Below are 19,575 nucleotides of genomic sequence, written 5' to 3'. Positions count from 1 at the left end.
CGTATCGTATTTTGCCGAGAAGAAAAATTCTTCCGGCGGAGGCGAAACTTAGCTTTCCAAGGTCCGTATCTCCTCGCGTTCCCAAGGATGGGAAAAACAACCCGAGGAGACTTATTACCATGCGTAAATTCGCCACCCTTTTGCTTGCCTCCACGATCGGCCTTTCCGCGCTCGGCGCCGTTGCCTATGCCGCCAATCCGATGGTCGGCGGTGCGGCCATGTACGCCAAGAAGAACATCATCGAGAACGCCGTCAATTCGAAGGACCACACCACGCTGGTCGCTGCCGTCAAGGCTGCCGGCCTGGTCGATACGCTGCAGACCCCCGGTCCGTTCACCGTCTTCGCGCCGACCAACGAAGCCTTTGCGGCGCTTCCCGCGGGCACCGTCGAAACGCTGCTCAAGCCCGAAAACAAGGACAAGCTGACCAAGATACTCACCTGCCATGTCATCGCCGCCAAGGCGCTGGCCGCCGATGTCGCCAAGATGGCCAAGGCCGATGGCGGCGCGCACCAGGTCAAGACGGTCGGCGGCTGCGAGCTGACGCTGAAGTCGCAAAAGGGCAAGGTCACCGTCACCGACGAGAATGGCAATGTCGCCAACGTCACCATCGCCGATGTCCGCCAGTCGAACGGCGTCATCCACGTCATCGACAAGGTTCTCTTGCCGAAGATGTAACAAAGCGGACCTGGCCGGCGAAGACATAGCTGAGCGCCGGCCGCGACATCCAAGATCCGCGTCGACGGCAAGGGTGTGCTCCGCGCTGTCCCGAAAGGGGGCGCGGAGCGGCAATTCCAGCAAGGCGCCACGCGGTTTCCGTCTGGAATTGCTCAACATGACGGATAGGGCGTCACCGGCTTTTGATTTCCGGGCGGCGCTCTATCTTGGCAAAATGCGTCAGGAGGAACGGCCATGAACCGTCGCGATTTTCTCTGGAGCGGGGCTGCCGCCACCGCTCTCATCGTCGGATCCGGGGCGATGCTGCGCGCCGGCGGACCGAAGCCCGCTCTTGCCGCCGAGACCTTCGAGGTCACAAAGACCGATGCCGAGTGGCACGCCATCCTTTCGGACGAGGCCTTCGACGTGCTGCGCAAAGAGGGCACCGAATATCCCGGCACCAGCCCGCTGCTCAACGAGCATCGCAAGGGCATCTTCGCCTGCGCCGGCTGCGATCTGCCGGTCTATTCATCGGAGACGAAATTCGATTCCGGCACCGGCTGGCCGAGCTTCTACCAGGAAATCGCCAACTCCATCGGCAAGACCGTGGACAATTCTCTCGGCATGACCCGCACCGAGGTCCACTGCCGCCGCTGCGGCGGCCATCTCGGCCATGTCTTCGACGACGGTCCGCCGCCCACAGGCCTGCGCCATTGCATCAACGGCGTGGCGCTGAGCTTCAAGCCGGCCGCCGCCTGAGCAAATCCAGTCCTGCCGAAAAGAATGACCCCGGAAATCGTCGCCGATTTCCGGGGTCACGCGTTGAGGAAGCCAGGCGGGGGTTCCGGCTCCTCAATGACCTCCGCCGCCACCGCCGCCCTGCTGGGCCGGCTTGTTGATGAACAGCACGAAGAATCCGAGCGAGGCGAACAGCACCGTCAGCATCATGAACACGTCCATGAAGGACAAAAGCGCGGCCTGCTGCTGCACCATGCCGGACAGTTTCGAGATCGCGGCGCTTGCGGCGTCGAGACCGGCGGTCTGCTCGAAATTCTGCGTCATGTTCTGCAGCTTGGCCTGCGCCGCCTCGCTGCCCCACTGCACATGCTCGGAGAGCCGCGCATAGTGGAAGGCGTTGCGGTCGATCAGCACCGTGTTGATCACCGCGAGGCCGACGGCGCCGCCGAGGTTGCGGGTCAGGTTGAACAGGCCCGACGCATTCTTCAACCGTTCCGGCGGCAGCGTGCCGAGCGCGATGTTGTTGATCGGCACCATGCACAGCATCATCGAGCAGCCGCGCAGGATCTGCGGGATCAACAGCTCATAGAAATCCCAGTCGGCGGTGAGGTTCGTCATCCACCAGGTGCCGGTGGCGAAGCCGAGGAAGCCGATCATCATCATCAGCCTGAGATCGATCTTGTTCGACAGGATGCCGGCAACGGGCGCGGTGAAGAACATCGCCAGGCCGCTGACGAACAGCGCCTCGCCGATCATCATCGAATCGTAACCGCGGATACGGCCGAGGAACACTGGATAGAGATAGGTGAGCCCGTAAAGGCCGATGCCGACGACGAAGGAGAACAGCGAGCCGAAGGCGAAGTTGACGTTGCTGAAGGCCCTGAGGTCGACAATCGGCTCCTCGGCGGTGAAGACGCGCCAGAAGAAGATGATGCCGCCGATGGTCATGATGATGGCGCAGGCAAACACCGCCGGCTCCTGCAGCCAATCATGGTTCGGGCCTTCCTCCAGCACATATTCCATGCAGCCGAGGAAGGCGGCCATGCCGGCGAGGCCCCACCAGTCGAACTTGGAGAACAGTTTCAGGTTGGGCTTGTCGAAATCGATCAGCGCCCAGGCCGCCGTCGCCACCAGGATGCCGGGCACGACATTGATCAGGAACAGCCAGTGCCAGGACATGGCATGGCTGATATAGCCGCCCACCGTCGGGCCGATCGTCGGCGCCAGCGTCGCCACCAGGCCGATCATCGGCGAGACCACAGCGCGCCTGGAGGGCGGGAAGATGGTGAAGGCGGCCGCGAACACGCTGGGGATCATGCCACCGCCGATAAAACCCTGGATGGCGCGGTAGACGATCATCTGGTCGATATTGGTGGCGGTGGCGGCCAGCGCGCTGGCCGCGGTGAAACCGGCCGCCGCGGTGGTGAACAGCACCCGCGTCGACAGCATGCGGCTGAGGAAGCCCGACAGCGGGATCATCACCACCTCGGCGATCAGGTAGGCGGTCTGCACCCACGGGATCTCGTCGGAGCTGGCGCTCAGGCCTGCCTGGATTTCCGACAGCGAGGCCGAGACGATCTGGATGTCGAGGATCGCCATGAACATGCCGAACACCATCGCCAGGAAGGCGACGACGCGGCGCACAGGCATATGGTCGGCGGGCAGGGCCGGCGCGGCAGCGACCGGACGTCCTGGTGCCGATCCTGCGGTGATGGTTGCGGTTGCCATGTCATGGCCTCCCTAGGCAATTCTCGAGGACGAGCGCGTGGCGGTCCCGAATTGCGTCGAAACGGATAAAGCAGGCTGGGCGGCTCGGCGCTCGAATGGCCACCGAACCGCCCCCCAATTAGTTGGTCGTCGAGGCCGGCGCGGTGCGGCTGTCGACCGCGACGACGACGCTCAGGCCGGCGCGCAGCTTGCCGGTTTTCAAGACGTCGGCCGGCACGTCGATGCGCACGGGCACGCGCTGCACCACCTTGGTGAAGTTGCCGGTGGCGTTTTCCGGCGGCAGCAGCGAGAACACCGCGCCCGAAGCCGGGGCCAGTGAGGACACGGTGCCCTCGAAGGTCTGGCCGTCGATCGCGTCGACGGTGATGCGGACCTTCTCGCCGGGCACCATGCGGCCAAGCTGCGTCTCCTTGAAGTTGCCGACGATGTAGAGCTTGTCCATCGGCACGACGACGGCGAGCTTCTGGCCGGGGCTGACGAGGTCGCCCTGCTCGACCGAGCGGTTGCCGACGACGCCGTCATAAGGCGCCTTCAGCACGGTGAAGGACAGGTCGCGCTGGGCCTTGTCGCGGGTGAGCTGCAGCGAGGCGAGCGTCGAGGCCGATTCCGCGCGCTGCGCTTCCAGAACGCCGACATTGGCCTGCGCCGCGGCGATCTGCGCGTCGGCGCCGACAAGCGCCGCCTTGGCCTGATCGAGCGCGGTCTGGGCGTCGTCGAGCTGAGCCTGCGTGCCGACATGGGTCTTGAGCAGCTGCGCCGCGCGGTCCTGGGCGCGCGCCGCATTGTCGGCGGCGGCCTGGTCCGCGACCTTCTGCGCCTCGGCCTGCGACAGCGAGGCCTGGGCCGCCTTGGTCTGGGCGTCGATGCGGTCGAGCGTCTTGCTCAATGTGGCGATCTGCGCCTCGGCCTGGGCGACCGCGATCTTGTAGTCGCCATTGTCGATGACGAACAGCGGATCGCCGGCCCTGACCTGCTGGTTCTCGCTCACCAGCACCTTGTCGATGTAACCGGATATTTTCGGCGACACGAACGACATATCGGCCTGGACATAGGCGTCGTCGGTGGCGATCATGAACCGGCCGTCGGTCCAATAGTTGTATCCGTACCAGGACCCGGCGCCGAGGAGGGCAAGGCCGATGATAGGCAGAAGGAAAGAGCGCACCGAACGCTTCTTCTTGGCCGGCGCGTCGGCCGCGGGAGGCGCGACCGGGATGACGGGCTGGACAGGCGCTTCCGGGGCTTCGGTCGAGGGCTGGACCTTGGCGTTGGGAAACGTGCGGACTTCGGCGGTGGCGGGCGCGTTCGAGGACATGGGGATCTCTCTGGAATGTCAGTCAGACTGAACCGTTCGGTTCGAATTCGCCGTTGACATAGCGCGGAAAGAGGACCATATCAAGAGGAAATCGAACCGAGCGGTTCGAAATATTTTCTAGGGAATGACTTCCATGGTCGAAACGACAGCCGATAGCGATCTGCTCGACTTGCGCAAGGGCCGTCCGGCGGCCGGGCAGGATCCTGTAAAACGGGCCCAGATCATCGAGGGCGCCCGCCGCGTCTTCATAGACAAGGGTTTTGAAGCCGCCTCGATGAACGACATCACGCGCGAGGCAGGCGTCTCCAAGGGCACGATCTACGTCTATTTCGAGAACAAGGAAGAGCTGTTCGAGGCTCTCATCGAGGAAGAGCGCGGCACCATCTTCAAGAATATGTATGAGGTGCTCGACCACTTCGATGACCTGCGCAAGACGCTGGTGAAGTTTGGCACCGTGCTTTCCGTCAAGATCACCTCGGCCAAGGTCATCCAGGCCCAGCGCACGGTGGTCGGCGCGTCCGACAGGATCCCGGAGCTCGGCGCGCGCTTCTACGAACGCGGCCCGAAGCGCGGCCACGACAAGGTCATGGCTTTCCTTATTGAAGCCGTCGAACGCGGCCTGCTCAAGATCGACGATGTTGACCTTGCCGCCTATCAGTTCACCGAGCTCTGTCTCGCCGGCCTGTTCCGCCAGTGCATCTTCTCCTACCGCACCAAGGCGCCGAGCCAGGCGGAGATCGAGCACATCGTGACCTCCGGTGTCGACGTCTTCCTCAAGGCCTACGCCACGGAAAAATTCTTCGCCGAGGAAAAGGCGTTGCAATCGGCCTGACTACCCCGGGCAGGTGGATCCCAAAGCGTGCGAAGCAAGGCTGAAGGGCCTCGCCGCGTCTTTGACGGCGCGGGCAATGACGGCTGAACGCGACGTCGTCGAGATCGTCCGCGGCCCTCTCAAAATTTCGATCGGCATCGTCCGGCAGCCACTTTCGGAAGGACCTGTTAACCATCGCTTCCTATGTCTCGGGAGACGTTCAATCGGCGAGTCTCGAGAATGACATCCACGCGCTTTTCCCGCGCCAATCTTTCCGGCGCTTCCGCTTATAACGGCGAAGACGATCACGGCACGGACGGGCGCGGTGGCGCGGCCTCGCAACCGCAGGCGCAATCGGGGCAGGTGGTCGCGTTGCGCGTTGCGCCGGCAATCGAATCGGACGCGGCTCGCGCCGCATCCTCCGAATCGGCCGATGGCGGCGAGTTCAGCCGCCCGGCATGGCAGGACTATTTCTTCCTTGCGCCCAATGTACGGTTCACCCGCACACCGGATACCGATCTCTCCAGGCGCGCCGCCCCGCAGGTGGAAGATGCCGCGCATGACAAGGTATCCGAGCCCGTCCGGCCCGCGCCGCCGGCACCCGCCGCTCCGGTCCGCAAAAGTCCCACCGTCGCAGCCGCTCCCGCCGCAGCGCCGATGCAAACCAGACCGGTCCGCGCGCCTTCCGCGATTGCCCCTGCCGCAATCCCTCCGGCCGCGGCGCCCCCCCAGGCTGCCGCCGCTCCGACGCCAAAACCGCGCCCAAGCGGACTGCGCTGGTCCTATCTTTCCGATCATGCCTTTTTCGAATTCGGCATGCCCTTCCTCGCCGAGCGCCTGGCGCGGGCGCGTTTGAACGAAGCCGGTCAGGCGCCGGCCGTTCCGGCGCAACCGCCGGTCAAGCCGATGCCGGCGCATCGTCCGGCGGCCCAGTCGAGCCAAGCCCATGCCCCCTTCATGAGCGAGGCGACGTCGTTTTACCGGGTCATCGAATGGCGCTCCAACATGTCGAATGCTGGCTCTGCCTCGATGTCCACGTCAGCCTTCGCGGCCGTCCAGCCGACGCCTGTCGAGCTCGTGCCGGTTTCCGCCCCGTCGAGTGCAAGGACGGCCAGGCGGACGCCTTCGCTGCCCATGGCCGGCGAGGTTGTGCCGCTATCCGCCATGGCCGGCTACAAGCTTCCCTCCGAGGACCTTCTGCAGATGCCGCCGGAAGGCCAGGGCTTCTACATGTCGCAGGAGCGGATGGAGCAGAACGCCGACCTGCTCGAAAGCGTGCTGGAGGATTTCGGCGTCAAGGGCGAGATCATCCATGTCCGCCCCGGCCCGGTCGTCACGCTCTACGAGTTCGAGCCGGCGCCGGGCGTGAAATCCAGCCGCGTCATCGGCCTGGCCGACGATATTGCCCGCTCCATGTCGGCCATCTCGGCGCGCGTCGCCGTGGTGCCGGGCCGCAATGTCATCGGCGTCGAGCTGCCCAACGAAACGCGCGAGACGGTCTATTTCCGCGAGCTGGTCGGATCGGCCGGTTTCCGCAACACTTCCTGCAGGCTGGCGCTCGGCCTCGGCAAGACGATCGGCGGCGAGCCGGTCATCGCCGAACTCGCCAAGATGCCTCACTTGCTGGTGGCCGGCACCACCGGCTCCGGCAAGTCGGTCGCCATCAACACCATGATCCTATCGCTGCTCTACAGGCTGACGCCGCAGGAATGCCGCCTCATCATGGTCGACCCCAAGATGCTGGAACTCTCCGTCTATGATGGCATCCCGCATCTCCTGACGCCGGTCGTCACCGATCCCAAGAAGGCGGTTACAGCGCTCAAATGGGCGGTGCGCGAGATGGAGGACCGCTACCGCAAGATGGCGCGCCTCGGCGTGCGCAACATCGACGGCTACAACCAGCGCGCCGCAAGCGCCCGCGACAAGGGCGAGGTCGTGACCATGCAGGTGCAGGCAGGCTTCGAGAAAGGCACCGGCGCGCCGCTGTTCGAGGAGCGCGCGATCGACCTCGCGCCCATGCCCTACATCGTCATCATCGTCGACGAGATGGCCGATCTGATGATGGTCGCCGGCAAGGAGATCGAGGGCGCCATCCAGCGCTTGGCGCAGATGGCGCGCGCCGCCGGCATCCATCTGATCATGGCCACGCAGCGCCCGTCGGTCGACGTCATCACCGGCACGATCAAGGCCAATTTCCCGACCCGCATCTCCTTCCAGGTGACGTCCAAGATCGACAGCCGCACCATCCTCGGCGAGCAGGGCGCCGAACAGCTGCTCGGCCAGGGCGACATGCTGCACATGGCCGGCGGCGGCCGCATTTCGCGCGTGCACGGTCCCTTCGTGTCCGACCTGGAGGTCGAGCAGGTCGTGGCGCATCTCAAGGCTCAGGGACGTCCCGAATATCTCGATACCGTCACCGCCGACGAGGAGGAAGCCGAGGAAGCCGCCGACGCCGGTCCGGTCTTCGACAAAAGCGCGATCGCCGAGGAGGATGGCGACGCGCTCTATGAGGAAGCGGTCAAGGTGGTCAAGCGCGACAAGAAATGCTCGACCTCCTACATCCAGCGCCGCCTCGGCGTCGGCTACAACCGCGCCGCCTCGCTGGTCGAGCGCATGGAGAAGGAAGGGCTGGTCGGCGCTCCCAACCATGTCGGCAAGCGCGAGATACTTACCGGCCGGCGCGACCGCGAGCCTGAACGCGACGAGATGGATTGAGGTCCAACGAAATCAGCCGCCGTTCGCCACCAGGGCGATGGCCGCGCGCAGCTCGTCCAGCCCGGCGGCTTTTTCCGACGAGGTGGCCAGCACCACAGGGAACGCCGCCGGCCGCTTCTTGATCTTGGCCAGCGTCTCCTCGATCAGCCTCGGCACGCCGGCGGCCTTGATCTTGTCGGTCTTGGTCAGCACCACCTGGTAGGACACCGCCGCTTTGTCGAGCAGGGTCAGCACTTCCTCGTCCTTGGCCTTGATGCCGTGGCGCGCGTCGATCAGCACATAGACGCGCTTCAGCGTCACGCGGCCCTGCAGATACTCGTAGATGAGTTTCGTCCACTCATCGACCTTGTCCTTCGGCGCGCTGGCGTAGCCGTAGCCCGGCATGTCGACCAGCGCCATCGGCGGCAGGTCGGCGCCTTCGCCGGAAAAGCCGTCGGGCACGAAATAGTTGAGCTCCTGCGTGCGCCCCGGCGTGTTCGATGTCCGCGCCAGGCCCTTGTGCCCGACCAGCGCGTTGATCAGCGACGACTTGCCGACATTGGAGCGTCCGGCGAAGGCGATCTCGGGCGGTCCTTCCGGCGGCAGGAACTTCATCGACGGCACGCCACGGATGAAGATCCAGCCGCGGGTGAACAGCTCCGGGCTTATCGCCGTTTCGTTCGTGCTCTTGTCGGGCGCGTTCAAACCGCTGCCTCCAGCTTGGAAATATCGGCGCCGCGGATGGCATCGAGGTTGCGGCTGATCTTGTCGACCGGCCAGTCCCACCATGCTGCCGTTAAAAGCCGCCGCACCGTGAATTCATCGAAGCGCATCTTCACCACCTTGGCCGCATTGCCGGCGACGATCGCATAAGGCGGCACGTCGTGCGTGACAACCGATTTCGCGGCAACGATGGCACCGTGGCCGATCTTGACGCCCGGCATGACCACCGCGTCCATGCCGATCCACACGTCATTGCCGATGACGGTGTCGCCGCGGATCTCGTTCGACCATGTCCGCGGGTCGAAACCCTCCTCCCAGCCATGGCCGAAGATGTTAAACGGATAGGTCGAGAAGCCGGACATGGCGTGGTTGGCTCCGTTCATGATGAAGCGCGCGCCCTCGGCGATGGCGCAGAACTTGCCGATCACCAGCCGGTCGCCGATGAAGTCGTAGTGATGCAGCACGCATTTCTCGGCGAATTTGTCGGGACCATCGGGGTCGTCGTAATAGGTGAAGTCGCCGATCTCGATATTCGGCGCGCTCACCAGCCCCTTCAGGAAGCCGACGCGCGGATGCATCGCAATCGGATGCTTGATGTTGGGGTTGGGTCCGGTCATCGCGGTCCCTCCATGGTCGCAGGCGTGTTCCGGCGCGGTTCGCGCGCGATCAAACTAACGTGATCCGTTCCGCAGCGCCAACCGTTCAATGGTTGCCGCGGCAGATCACGATCGGGTTGGAAAGAGCGCTGTCGAAACCGCTGCCCTGATAGACCTGGACGTTCGAGGCTCCGGGTGGCAGCGAGAAGCTGCCTTCGACGATTTTCTGCTCGCCGGCCGTCGTGTGCAGCGCCCAGCTGAAGGTGCAGAATTGCGGCGGCGCCTTGGGTTGCACGTGGCTGCAATTGAGCTGCGCGCCACCCAGCATCGCCGCTCCGCCGCAGCTCACCGCGTCCTTCGCGGCGGCCGGAAAAGCATATCCCGCCAGCAGCGCCAGCATGATGATCTTGAGCCGGTTCATCGTCTTGTCCTTGCCGCAAACCAGGCCGGCCCGGCCGGGTTTTGGCCTATGCGATATTTTTACCAAGCGCCTTAGTCGGTCTTGCGCTCCGCGTCCAGCAGGATTATGTGCATGATGATAATAAGCATGCTCACGAAAGTTTGTCCGCAGCCTCCGAAGTCCTCCCATGTCCACCTCGCCAAATATCAGCTTTGTGCTGCACGATGTCGCGCGCCTGCTCAGGAAGCGGTTCGAGCAGCGGTCGCGCGCCTTTGGCCTGACCCGCGCGCAGTGGCAGGTGCTGGCTTATCTTTCGCTGCGTGAGGGCATCCACCAGAACAAGCTGGCCGACCTCATCGAGATCATGCCGATCACGCTCGCGAGGCTGCTCGACAAGATGCAGGCGCGCGGCTTCATCGAGCGTCGGCGCAATCCGGCCGACCGCCGGGCGTGGCTTCTCTATCTGACCCCGAAGGCCCATCCGCTCATCGAAGTGATGCGCAGCAAGGGCCAGAAGACGCGCGAGGAGGCCTTCACCGGCCTGTCCGCGGACGCGCAGCGGCAACTGCTGCAAACCCTTTGCCTGATCAAATCCAATCTGCTCGAGGCCTGCACCCAGCCGGCCCTCGACCGGGAGAAAGTCCATGTCTGAAGGAACCTCACCCAGAAAGCCCACCGACGAGGAAAATGTCGGCGAAAGAGTAAGCGACCAGGTCATCAGCCTGGACAGCCAGCGCGAACAGAGGCGCGCCAACCCGCCTGTCGTCGAAGACGATGAGCTGGAAGCGCCCGTGGCGCCGGAGCCGGTCGCCGAGGCTCCCTCGGCACAGCCGAAGCCGGCAGCCGTCACGGTGGCTCCGCCCGCTCCCGTAAAGCCGCGCCGCAGCCTGACGCGGCCGATCCTGTTTGCGCTGCTGCCCGTCGCGCTGGTGGCCGGCGGCTACTACTACGTCATCGGCGGCCAGATCATGACCACCGACAACGCCTATATCCAGGCGCAATCGCTCGGCGTCTCGACCGACGTCTCCGGCACCGTGCAGGAGATCGACGTGCACGACAACCAGGCGGTGAAGAAGGGCGATGTGCTGTTCCGGCTGCGGCCTGCCTCCTTCGAAACCGCGCTGGCGGGCGCCAAGGCGCAGCTCGGCACCGTGCGCAACCAGGTGCTGACGCTGCAGGCGAGCTACCAGCAGTCGCTCGCTTCGATCGACCAGGCGCAAGCGGACATTCCCTATTACGAGTCCGCCTTCCAGCGTCAGCAGGACCTGCTCAAGACCTCGACCGCCTCCAAGGCGACCTTCGACAGCGCCCAGCACGATCTCGTTGCGGCCCGCCAGAAGGTGACCGTCGCCAAGGCGCAGGCGCAGGCGATGCTTGCCCAGCTCGGCGGCGACGCCAGCCAGCCGGTCGAGCAGAACCCGTTCTATCTGCAGGCCCAGTCGGCGGTGGACGACGCGCAGCGCAACCTGAACGACTCCGTCGTCAAGGCGCCGTTCGACGGTATCGTCACCAATGTCGACGCGCTGCAGGTCGGCAAGTACCTGCCGGCCTCGCAGCCGGCCTTCAGCCTGGTGTCGTCGACCGACATCTGGATCGCGGCCGAGCCCAAGGAAACCGAGCTCACCTATGTGCGTCCCGGCCAGACGGCAACGATCAGCATCGACGGCTATCCGGGCGAGGTCTGGCACGGCACCGTCGGCTCGATCAGCCCTGCTTCCTCGTCCAGCTTCTCGCTGCTGCCGGCGCAGAACACCAGCGGCAACTGGGTCAAGGTCGTGCAGCGCATCCCGATGCGGGTGACGATCGACGATCCGGACGGCAAGCCGCCGCTGCGCGGCGGCATGAGCGCCGTCGTCAGCATCGACACCGGCCACGCCCGCGGCCTGCCTGACTTCATCACCAACCTCTTCAAGCAATCCGGACCAAAGTCATGACAACGGCTTCCGCGACAGGCGCGCCCGTGGTCGCCAATCGCGGCGCGATCACCGCCTGTGTGATCCTGGCGGTCATCATGCAGGCGCTGGACACCACCATCGCCAACGTGGCGCTGCCCTATATCCAGGGCAGCGTCTCGGCGAGCGCCGACCAGATCAACTGGGTGCTCACTTCCTATATCGTCGCCGCCGCGGTGATGACGCCGCCGTCCGGCTATCTCGCCAACCGCTTCGGCCGCAAGCGCATCCTTTTGGTGGCGATCACCGGCTTCGTGGTGGCCTCGGTGCTGTGCGGTTTTGCCCAGTCGCTGCCGCAGATCGTCGGCTTCCGCCTGCTGCAGGGCCTGTTCGGCGCGGCGCTCGTGCCGCTGTCGCAGTCGATCCTGCTCGACATCTACAGCGTCGAGGAGCGCGGCTCGGCCATGGCGCTGTTCGGCGTCTCGGTCATGGTCGGTCCGGTGCTTGGCCCGGTCATCGGCGGCTGGCTGACCGAGAACGTCTCCTGGCGCTGGGTCTTCTACATCAACGTGCCGATCGGCGCGCTGGCTTTTATCGGCGTCTCGATGTTCGTCCAGGAAACCAAGCTCGACTTGAAGGCCAGGCTCGACTGGCTGGGCTTCGGCATGCTCTCGATCGCCATCGCCTCGCTGCAGATGTTCCTCGACCGCGGCGAGCAGCTCAACTGGTTCTCATCGGCCGAGATCATCGTCGAAGCCCTGGTTTGCGCCTCGGCCTTCTACATCTTCATCGTCCATACTTTCACCGCGCGCGACACCTTCGTGAATCCGCGGCTGTTCCTCGACCGCAACTTCGCCGTCGGCATGGTGTTCATCTTCATCATCGGCATCACCTATCTCGCCTCGCTGGCGCTGATGACGCCTTATCTGCAGACGCTGATGGGCTATCCGGTGGTGACGGCCGGCATCGTCATGGGGCCGCGCGGCCTCGGCACCATGGCCTGCATGTTCATCGTCGGCAGGCTGGTCGGCAAGGTCGACACACGCTGGCTGCTGTTCATCGGCCTCGCGATCACCGCCTGGGCGATGTACGACATGACCGGATGGACGCCGGACGTCTCGCAATGGACGATCATCAGCACCGGCTTCATCCAGGGCGCCGGCCTAGGCTTCCTGTTCGTGCCGCTCACCACCATCACCTTCGCCACGCTGGCGCCGGAGCGGCGCTCTGAGGGCACCGGCCTCTACAATCTGTCGCGCAACATCGGCTCCAGCGTCGGTATCTCGGTCGTCACGGCGTTGCTGACGCAGAACCAGCAGATCAACCACGCCAACATCGCCACCTATGTGACGCCGTACAACCCGGCCTTCAGCGATCCGGCGGTCTCACAGGCGCTGAGCCCCTACACCGCCGCCGGCCGCGCCGCGCTCGACGGCCTGGTGACGCTGCAGGCGACGATCATCAGCTATGTCGACGACTTCAAGCTGATGATGATCCTGTCTTTAGCCGCCATCCCGCTGGTGCTTCTGCTGCGCAAGCCGGGCACGCCGGCCAAGGTCGACCACAGCGCTGTTATGGAGTGAGGCGTCCGCTCAGCTCGGCCATCCGGCCCCCGCGACGTCGTCATACTCGGGCTTGACTCGAGCTTCGCTCCTTGCTCCGCCTTGGAATGACGACCGGGAAGAGGGCCAGGGCCAATCGCGAAGGTTGGCGCGGGCGCTACTGATGCCGGCGTTGGAGATTGGCCGAAACCCCCGTGACGTCGTCATCCTCGGGCTTGACCCGAGGATCCATTCCGTGACCTTTGCCGCAGAGTGTGACGGTGCAGAATTCTGTAACCGTTGCAACGCCTTAGCGTAACGGTATGGATTCCAGGATCTGCGCGCGTCGCTTCGCTCCTTGCTCCGCCCCATACATGATGACCGGGAAGAGGGCCACGGCCAATGGCGAAGGTTGGCGCTGTCCCGTCGGCATCTCCAACAAAACCCCGGCCAAGGCCGGGGTTTTGATCTGTAACCCGTGGCGCCTTCTATTCCGCTGGCGATGGTTTCTTGCGGAACAGCGCCGCCAGATTGTCCCACAATTCGATCTTGGCGCCCTGGCGCTTCATGATCACGCCCTGCTGCAGGATCGACAGCGTGTTGTTCCAGGCCCAGTAGATGACGAGGCCGGCCGGGAACGAGCCCATCATGAAGGTGAAGATCACCGGCATCCAGGTGAAGATCGCCGCCTGCGTCGGGTCCGGCGGCGCCGGGTTCATGCGCATCTGCAGGAACATGGTGATGCCCATGACCACCGCCCAGGCGCCCATATGCGGCAGGAAGGCGGGTGCGGCGAAGGGCAGCAGGCCGAACAGGTTGAAGATCGACGTCGGATCGGGCGCCGCAAGGTCGTGGATCCAGCCGAAGAATGGCGCGTGCCGCATCTCGATGGTGATGTAGAGCACCTTGTAGAGCGAGAAGAAGACCGGGATCTGCAGCGCCACCGGCCAACAGCCGGCGAGCGGATTGATCTTCTCGGTCTTGTAGAGCTCCATCATCGCCTGCTGCTGCTTCATCTTGTCGTCCGCGTATTTCTCGCGGATCTCGACCATCTTCGGCTGCACCTTCTTCATGTTCGCCATCGAGGCGTAGGATTTGTTCGCCAGCGGGAAGAAGATGGCCTTGACGACGACGGTGGTGGCGAGGATCGCCAGCCCGAAATTGCCGAAGAATTTGTAGAGCGTGTCGATCAGCCAGAACATCGGCTTGGTGATGAAGTAGAACCAGCCCCAGTCGATCAACAAGTTGAACTGGCGAATGTGACGGTCAGCCTCATAAGCGTTGATCTTGGCGACTTCCTTGGCGCCGGCGAAAATCTCCGTCTCGACAGTCGCGGACTGGCCGGCACCGACATTGATCGCATCGGTGAGGAAGTCGGATTGATAGCGGTGGCGCCCGTCCTCGAAGTAGCCGTAGCGCGGCTGGAAGGGCTGCTTTTCGGTGGGCACCAGGGTGACGGCCCAGTATTTGTCGGTGATGCCGAGCCAGCCGTCTGTCGACTTGCCCGGCTTGACTTCCTTGTCCTTTTCGATGGCCGCGTATTTGTATTCCGTCAGCCCTTCGGTGCCGGTGACGCCGATCAAGCCTTCATGCAGCACATAGGTGCTGGCGACGGCGGGCTTGTCGTAGCGCGTGACGCGGCCGTAGTTGAACAGGCTGACGGCTGCGCTTCCCGAATTCTGCACCGTGTCGGAAACGGTGAACATGTAGTTGTCGTCGACCGAGATAGTGCGCTTGAAGGTCAGGCCCTTGTCGTTGGTGTAGGTGAGCGTCACCGGCGTCGACGGGGTCAGCGTCGGATTGCCTTCGACGCTCCACACCGTGTCCGAACTAGGCACCGCGCCTGTCTTGTCGGTGCCGACGAAACCGATCTCGGCGAAATAGCCGGTGGGCAGCGCCTGCGGGTTGAGAAGCTGGATCTCGGGCGAGTTCTTGTCGACCGTCTCGGTGTAGTGCTTGAGCTTCAGGTCGTCGAGGCGCGCGCCTGTCAGGTTGATCGAACCCTCGAGGCTGGGCGTGTCGATCTTGACGCGCTTGGTCGCGGCAACAGCCTGGTCGCGGCTGGCCGCCGTCACCGTATCGCCGCCGGGCGCGTTGGGGATCGCGCCAGCGGTGGGAGCCGGCGTTCCGGCCGCGCCGGAGTTGGCGCCGCCGCCCGCTTCCTTCTTCTGCGCCTCGACGCGCTGTTGCTCGACGCGGGTCTGCTCGCGCTGCTGCTCCATGCGCGGGTTCATGTAGAACACCTGCCAGAGGGTCAGGATCAGCACCGACAGCGCGATGGTGATGAAGAAATTGCGGTTGTTTTCCATCGAAAGCCTTTGGCCTATCGTGTTCCGCGCAGCCGGCGGGAAAGCTCGGCCTTCAACTGGCCGAACGGGATGGCAAGCACGTCTTCACGCCCGACGATGACATAATCATTGCCGGGCGCCATGTCATCGGCGGCATGGACTCGCACGGCTTCCCTCAGTCGCCGCCGGACGCGGTTGCGCACCACGGCGTTGCCGACCTTCTTGGTGACGGTGTAGCCGACGCGCGGCGCAAGGTCATCGCCGCGGTCGAGAACTTCAACGAGAAAAAGCCGCCCGCGGCGTTTCTCGCCGCCGCGCACAGCCAGGAATTCCGCGCGTTTCAGAAGCCGCCCGGGGGTTTTCCCCTTTGGCTTGCCGGTTGCGGGCAACGATCTCGTCTTTCGTTCAGGCGCTGAGCCGCTTGCGGCCGCGATTGCGGCGGGCGGCAACGACGCCACGGCCACCCTTGGTGGCCATGCGGGCACGGAAACCATGCCGGCGCTTACGGACGAGCTTGGACGGTTGGTAGGTACGCTTCATTTGTTTTAATACCGCGGGGTGCGGCCCTTCTTGATTCTGTCACTCTGTAACAGGAGCTTTGCCGGGCCGGCTTAGGCGCGATCGAAACCGCGCCGGGACGAATGGCCCGAGCGTGAGCGGGCTTATAGGAAGAAGGTTTTGGGAAGTCAATCCGGGGTGCCCCCGAGGCATTTTTGCTGGACCAAGGTTGAAATTGGCAAAAAAGCCGCAAATCGCATAATCTTGGCCGATCAAGCCTTTGTGAATGCGCGTCAATGACGAGTGAAACTCTGCCCACGAACGAGAAGGCAAGGCCGGCGGCGAATTCGACGCGCCGGGTGCCGCTGTCGCGCGGCCTGTCGACCAAGCTCCTCTTCCTCACCATCGCCTTCGTGCTTTTGGCTGAAATCCTGATCTTCCTGCCCTGGATCGCCAGCTATCGGGTCAATTGGCTGAAGGAGCGGTTGAGCACCGCCGCCGCCGTGTCGATCGTGCTCTTGCAGGGCGAGCCCAACGCGCTGTCGCATAACGCCCAGAACGACGTGCTGATGGCGATCGGCGCCAAGGCGATCGCCGTGCGCGACGGCGGCGTCTCGCGGCTGCTCGTCGTTTCCGACATGCCGCCCCAGGTCGACGAGCATATCGACATCGCCGATGTCGGCCTGGTCAACGGCATGACCGGCGCGCTCGACACGCTGTTCTTCGGCGGCAAGCGCATGCTGCGGGTCTTCGGCCCGGTCGGCGACAGCGACAAGGAATTCGAGCTGATCATGCCGGACTACAGGCTGCGCGACGCCATGCTTCGATATTCGCGCAACGTCGCCGTCGTCTCGCTGCTGATTTCGCTGTTCACCGCCATGCTGGTCTATGCGGCGATCGACCTGATCATGATCGGGCCGATCCGCACCATGACGCGCTCGATCTTGGCCTTCTCCGAGGCGCCCGACGATCCTGGCCGCGTCATTCGTCCCGCCGACCGCGCCGACGAGATCGGCGTGGCCGAGCGCGAGCTGTCACAGATGCAGGACCGGCTGCAGAAGATGCTGTCGGAGCAGAAGCATCTCGCCGACCTCGGCCTGGCCGTCTCCAAGATCAACCACGACATGCGCAACATCCTGGCGTCCGCGCAGCTGATGTCGGATCGCCTGCGCCAGGTGAAGGACCCGACCGTGCAGGCCTTCGCGCCGAAGCTTCTGCGCGCCCTCGACCGCGCCGTCTCCTACTCCGAAGGCGTGCTTCACTACGGCCGCACCCAGGAGCCGGCGCCGTCGCGCCGGCGGCTCAGGCTGCGCCAGCTGGTCGACGACGTGCACGGCCTGCTCGACATCGAGGAGGGCATCGAGTTCATCAACGGCGTCGAGCTCGCCTTCGAGGTCGACGCCGATTCCGACCATCTCTTCCGCGTGCTCACCAATCTCTGCCGCAACTCCATTCAGGCGATGGCCGCCGACACCGAAAGCGCGGTGGTGCGCCGGCTGGCGGTCGCCGCCGAGCGCCATGGCAGCGTCAGCCGCATCACCGTCACCGACACCGGCCCCGGCCTGCCGCCCAAGGCGCGCGAGAACCTGTTCGCCGCCTTCCGCGGCTCGGCCCGCAGCGGCGGCACCGGCCTCGGCCTGGCGATCGCGCACGAGCTGACCCGCGCCCATGGCGGCACCGTCGAGCTCGTCGAATCGATCGGCGGCCGCACCGTCTTCGCCGTCACCATCCCCGACCAGCCTGTCCGGCTCGACCAGGCGCGCAACGGCCTGCGCCGCCCGGCTTGAGGTTGCCGCCTCCGGCTGAGCCGCCTGTCGGCAGCGGCGCACCTCGATCAAAGCCGGCAAAACCGTCTGCGACAAAACTTTTGCCAGATCGGCTTGCTTTTCGCGAATTCAGTCGTTAGGGAACACTCCACATCGCGGCCGGCCGTCTCGACCGGATCGCGGGGCCTGTGTCATGCACGGCCTGTTGCGCGCCCGTAGCTCAGCTGGATAGAGCACCAGACTACGAATCTGGGGGTCAGGAGTTCGAATCTCTTCGGGCGCGCCAAATACCGCCAACTGCCCTCCATAGTGCGCCATTGCATCGGCAACCGGCCCCCCGCATCGAGCTCTACGTCGGTAGAGCCAGCCAGGTCTGAATCCCGAACAGGCTGTTCGGACCGCTTCGGGCTGCTGCGGACGTGCGCTCCGAATGGGTGACACCGCGCCCGGCGACCATTCAGTTCAATTCCCCCGGGACGATGATCTGGTCAGCTCCGGTGCTGTCCCGGTGATGGAAGTCGCCGCGAAAGAGATAGGTAACGGTGCCGAGACCGGTATGTGGGTGCGGTCGGAAATCGACGCCTTGCCGGTCAGGAACTCGGCGGGCCCGGCCTGATCGAAGAAGATGAACGGTCCGACCATCTGCCGCTTCGGCGCGGGCAGGGCGCGACGAACCTCGAAGTCGCCCAAGTCGCGGGATCGCGGAATGATGAGGGTCTCGATAGCGTCGATGCCCACCTCATCGGGGCAGCCGGGCTCGATGGCTGGGGTCCAACTCATGTGCGTCATCCTCCTGCGCTGACAGAATGTCTAAACTGGCGCGCGACCGGCTGCCCGACCAGCAAACACCTAGATAAGTCAAGCTGTGTCGCAGCAAGTGGAATGTTCAGGCCTATATCGCCGAAGGAATGCCGCCGTCGAATGCAGATCCTTGACTAAGCTTCTTAGCCGTCGAGACCCCAAAGCTTCGGGTTCCGTTTGAAATACTCAGTCAGCATTTCGGTGAGCACCCGCACTTTCCGCGCGGGATGCTGACCCGGCGGGCGTACGACATATGCGGCCCCCGGAGGTACCGGATAGCGTGTCATGATCGGAACCAATGCACCGGAGGCCACATATTCATATGTGATGCAATCGGGGAGCCAGGCGATGCCGAGGCCTGCCGCAGCAGCAGCGGCAAGTGCCGTGGCGCTGTCGGCTTTGAACTTGCCCTGCGGCTGGACCGTAACAATCTTGCTGCCATCCATGAACTGCCAGGCTTCCGTTCCCTGCATGAGGGCCTGATGGGTGACGAGTTCGTCCAGAGTCTCCGGTGACCCATGCGCTTTGATGTAATCCGGGCTTGCGACAAGTTTTCCATGGATCGGCCCGACGCGCTGCGCGATCAGGTTGGAGTCCTGAAGGTAGGCGCCCCGGATCGCGCAATCGAAACCCTCTGCGATGAGATCGACGAAGCGATCGCTGTAGGAGGTCTGGATGTGAAGCCGCGGGTGCTGGCGCGCCATTTCCGCAAGCACGGGAGCGAAGTGCGTCGTGCCGAAAGTAAGCGGCATGGCAACCCTCAGGCGGCCGCGAAGGTCGCCGGATGGCAGGATGGTTTCCCTTGCGGTATCGATCTCGGCGCTGGCTCTGGCCGCGTGGTCTCTGAACGTGATCCCCGCTTCCGTAAGCGCGGCCCCGCGGGTCGTTCGTGCAAGAAGCTGGACGCCGAGTTCTGCCTCGATCCGGAAAAGCCGCCGGCTCACGATTGACTTGGAGATGCCGAGCCGGCGTGCGGCGGCCGATACGCCCCCTGCATCGGCCACGGCGACGAATGTCTGGAGATCTTCGATGTTCATTCCGTCGTTCCCAATTTCGCGACACAGCTTACCTGAATACGGCACTATCTCATCACCCAAAGGAACAGCAAATTGCGTTCCGGCAACGTCGCCG

17 protein-coding genes, 1 tRNA gene and 1 pseudogene are annotated in these 19,575 nt (G+C 64.3%); 9 read left to right on the top strand and 10 right to left on the bottom strand.

Annotated features, from left to right (window positions below; genetic code table 11):
- Positions 1-119 precede the first annotated feature (119 nt).
- Together FJ417_RS08050 and msrB are read left to right on the top strand one after the other, a co-directional pair.
- On the top strand, positions 120-677 hold the full coding sequence (locus tag FJ417_RS08050) for a fasciclin domain-containing protein (protein WP_140654516.1): 558 nt from the start codon (positions 120-122) through the stop codon (positions 675-677).
- Between the two features lie 234 nt (positions 678-911).
- Positions 912-1,415, top strand: a complete 504-nt coding sequence (msrB, locus tag FJ417_RS08045) for a peptide-methionine (R)-S-oxide reductase MsrB (RefSeq protein ID WP_140654515.1) — start codon at positions 912-914, stop codon at positions 1,413-1,415.
- Positions 1,416-1,508: 93 nt separating this feature from the next.
- Here the strand turns inward: msrB and FJ417_RS08040 are convergent, their stop codons facing one another.
- On the bottom strand, positions 1,509-3,122 hold the full coding sequence (locus tag FJ417_RS08040; protein ID WP_140783083.1) for a DHA2 family efflux MFS transporter permease subunit: 1,614 nt from the start codon (positions 3,120-3,122) through the stop codon (positions 1,509-1,511).
- A gap of 118 nt (positions 3,123-3,240) precedes the next feature.
- Complete coding sequence (locus FJ417_RS08035) at positions 3,241-4,434, bottom strand: HlyD family secretion protein (protein ID WP_140783082.1); 1,194 nt, start codon at positions 4,432-4,434, stop codon at positions 3,241-3,243.
- Between the two features lie 133 nt (positions 4,435-4,567).
- Between FJ417_RS08035 and FJ417_RS08030 the strand changes: the two genes are divergently transcribed.
- Positions 4,568-5,266: a TetR/AcrR family transcriptional regulator gene (locus FJ417_RS08030; protein WP_140641901.1), complete on the top strand. Its 699-nt coding sequence runs from the start codon at positions 4,568-4,570 to the stop codon at positions 5,264-5,266.
- A 219-nt stretch (positions 5,267-5,485) separates the two neighbouring features.
- Complete coding sequence (locus FJ417_RS08025) at positions 5,486-7,960, top strand: DNA translocase FtsK (protein ID WP_140783081.1); 2,475 nt, start codon at positions 5,486-5,488, stop codon at positions 7,958-7,960.
- A 12-nt stretch (positions 7,961-7,972) separates the two neighbouring features.
- On the opposite strand, the gene yihA is transcribed toward FJ417_RS08025, so the two are convergent.
- The 3 genes from yihA to FJ417_RS08010 form a co-directional block, all read right to left on the bottom strand.
- Positions 7,973-8,608, bottom strand: coding sequence for a ribosome biogenesis GTP-binding protein YihA/YsxC (gene yihA, locus FJ417_RS08020; RefSeq protein ID WP_112098374.1), 636 nt, complete (start codon positions 8,606-8,608; stop codon positions 7,973-7,975).
- Positions 8,609-8,640: 32 nt separating this feature from the next.
- A complete protein-coding gene (locus FJ417_RS08015; protein WP_140783080.1) occupies positions 8,641-9,279 on the bottom strand; it encodes a CatB-related O-acetyltransferase in 639 nt (212 codons plus the stop codon).
- Between the two features lie 85 nt (positions 9,280-9,364).
- Complete coding sequence (locus FJ417_RS08010; protein ID WP_140654510.1) at positions 9,365-9,679, bottom strand: hypothetical protein; 315 nt, start codon at positions 9,677-9,679, stop codon at positions 9,365-9,367.
- Positions 9,680-9,845: 166 nt separating this feature from the next.
- Between FJ417_RS08010 and FJ417_RS08005 the strand changes: the two genes are divergently transcribed.
- From FJ417_RS08005 to FJ417_RS07995, 3 genes are read left to right on the top strand one after another with little or no spacing between them, the layout of a single operon-like run.
- On the top strand, positions 9,846-10,310 hold the full coding sequence (locus FJ417_RS08005; protein WP_140783079.1) for a MarR family transcriptional regulator: 465 nt from the start codon (positions 9,846-9,848) through the stop codon (positions 10,308-10,310).
- Positions 10,303-11,592 (top strand): HlyD family secretion protein, encoded by a 1,290-nt coding sequence (locus FJ417_RS08000; protein ID WP_140783078.1) that lies wholly within the window; start codon positions 10,303-10,305, stop codon positions 11,590-11,592. The genes FJ417_RS08005 and FJ417_RS08000 overlap by 8 nt, the downstream gene beginning before the upstream one ends.
- Entirely contained in the window at positions 11,589-13,133 is a 1,545-nt protein-coding gene (locus FJ417_RS07995; RefSeq protein ID WP_140654507.1) for a DHA2 family efflux MFS transporter permease subunit, read from the top strand. The genes FJ417_RS08000 and FJ417_RS07995 overlap by 4 nt, the downstream gene beginning before the upstream one ends.
- A gap of 446 nt (positions 13,134-13,579) precedes the next feature.
- Here FJ417_RS07995 and yidC read toward each other — a convergent pair whose 3' ends face one another.
- The 3 genes from yidC to rpmH are packed head-to-tail and all read right to left on the bottom strand — an operon-like array spanning position 13,580 to position 15,919.
- Positions 13,580-15,400 carry a membrane protein insertase YidC gene (gene yidC / locus FJ417_RS07990; protein ID WP_140641885.1) on the bottom strand — a complete coding sequence of 607 codons (1,821 nt, stop codon included), beginning with the start codon at positions 15,398-15,400 and terminating at the stop codon, positions 13,580-13,582.
- 14 nt (positions 15,401-15,414) lie between these two features.
- A complete protein-coding gene (gene rnpA, locus FJ417_RS07985) occupies positions 15,415-15,768 on the bottom strand; it encodes a ribonuclease P protein component (RefSeq protein ID WP_140708569.1) in 354 nt (117 codons plus the stop codon).
- 16 nt (positions 15,769-15,784) lie between these two features.
- Entirely contained in the window at positions 15,785-15,919 is a 135-nt protein-coding gene (gene rpmH, locus FJ417_RS07980) for a 50S ribosomal protein L34 (RefSeq protein WP_008833937.1), read from the bottom strand.
- A gap of 254 nt (positions 15,920-16,173) precedes the next feature.
- Here rpmH and FJ417_RS07975 point away from each other — a divergent pair, with 254 nt between their 5' ends.
- A complete protein-coding gene (locus tag FJ417_RS07975; protein ID WP_140654506.1) occupies positions 16,174-17,664 on the top strand; it encodes a HAMP domain-containing sensor histidine kinase in 1,491 nt (496 codons plus the stop codon).
- 188 nt (positions 17,665-17,852) lie between these two features.
- Positions 17,853-17,929: transfer RNA gene (locus FJ417_RS07970), tRNA-Arg, on the top strand.
- A gap of 69 nt (positions 17,930-17,998) precedes the next feature.
- Here FJ417_RS07970 and FJ417_RS07965 read toward each other — a convergent pair.
- Positions 17,999-18,423: pseudogene (locus FJ417_RS07965) on the bottom strand (pirin family protein); the annotation flags it as partial.
- Between the two features lie 164 nt (positions 18,424-18,587).
- Positions 18,588-19,481, bottom strand: a complete 894-nt coding sequence (locus FJ417_RS07960; protein WP_140783077.1) for a LysR family transcriptional regulator — start codon at positions 19,479-19,481, stop codon at positions 18,588-18,590.
- Positions 19,482-19,575: the final 94 nt, after the last annotated feature.

The organism is Mesorhizobium sp. B3-1-7 (assembly GCF_006439385.1).
Taxonomy (GTDB): domain Bacteria; phylum Pseudomonadota; class Alphaproteobacteria; order Rhizobiales; family Rhizobiaceae; genus Mesorhizobium.
The sequence above is the reverse complement of the archived record's forward strand: the minus strand, read 5'-3'. Positions and strand labels throughout refer to the sequence as shown.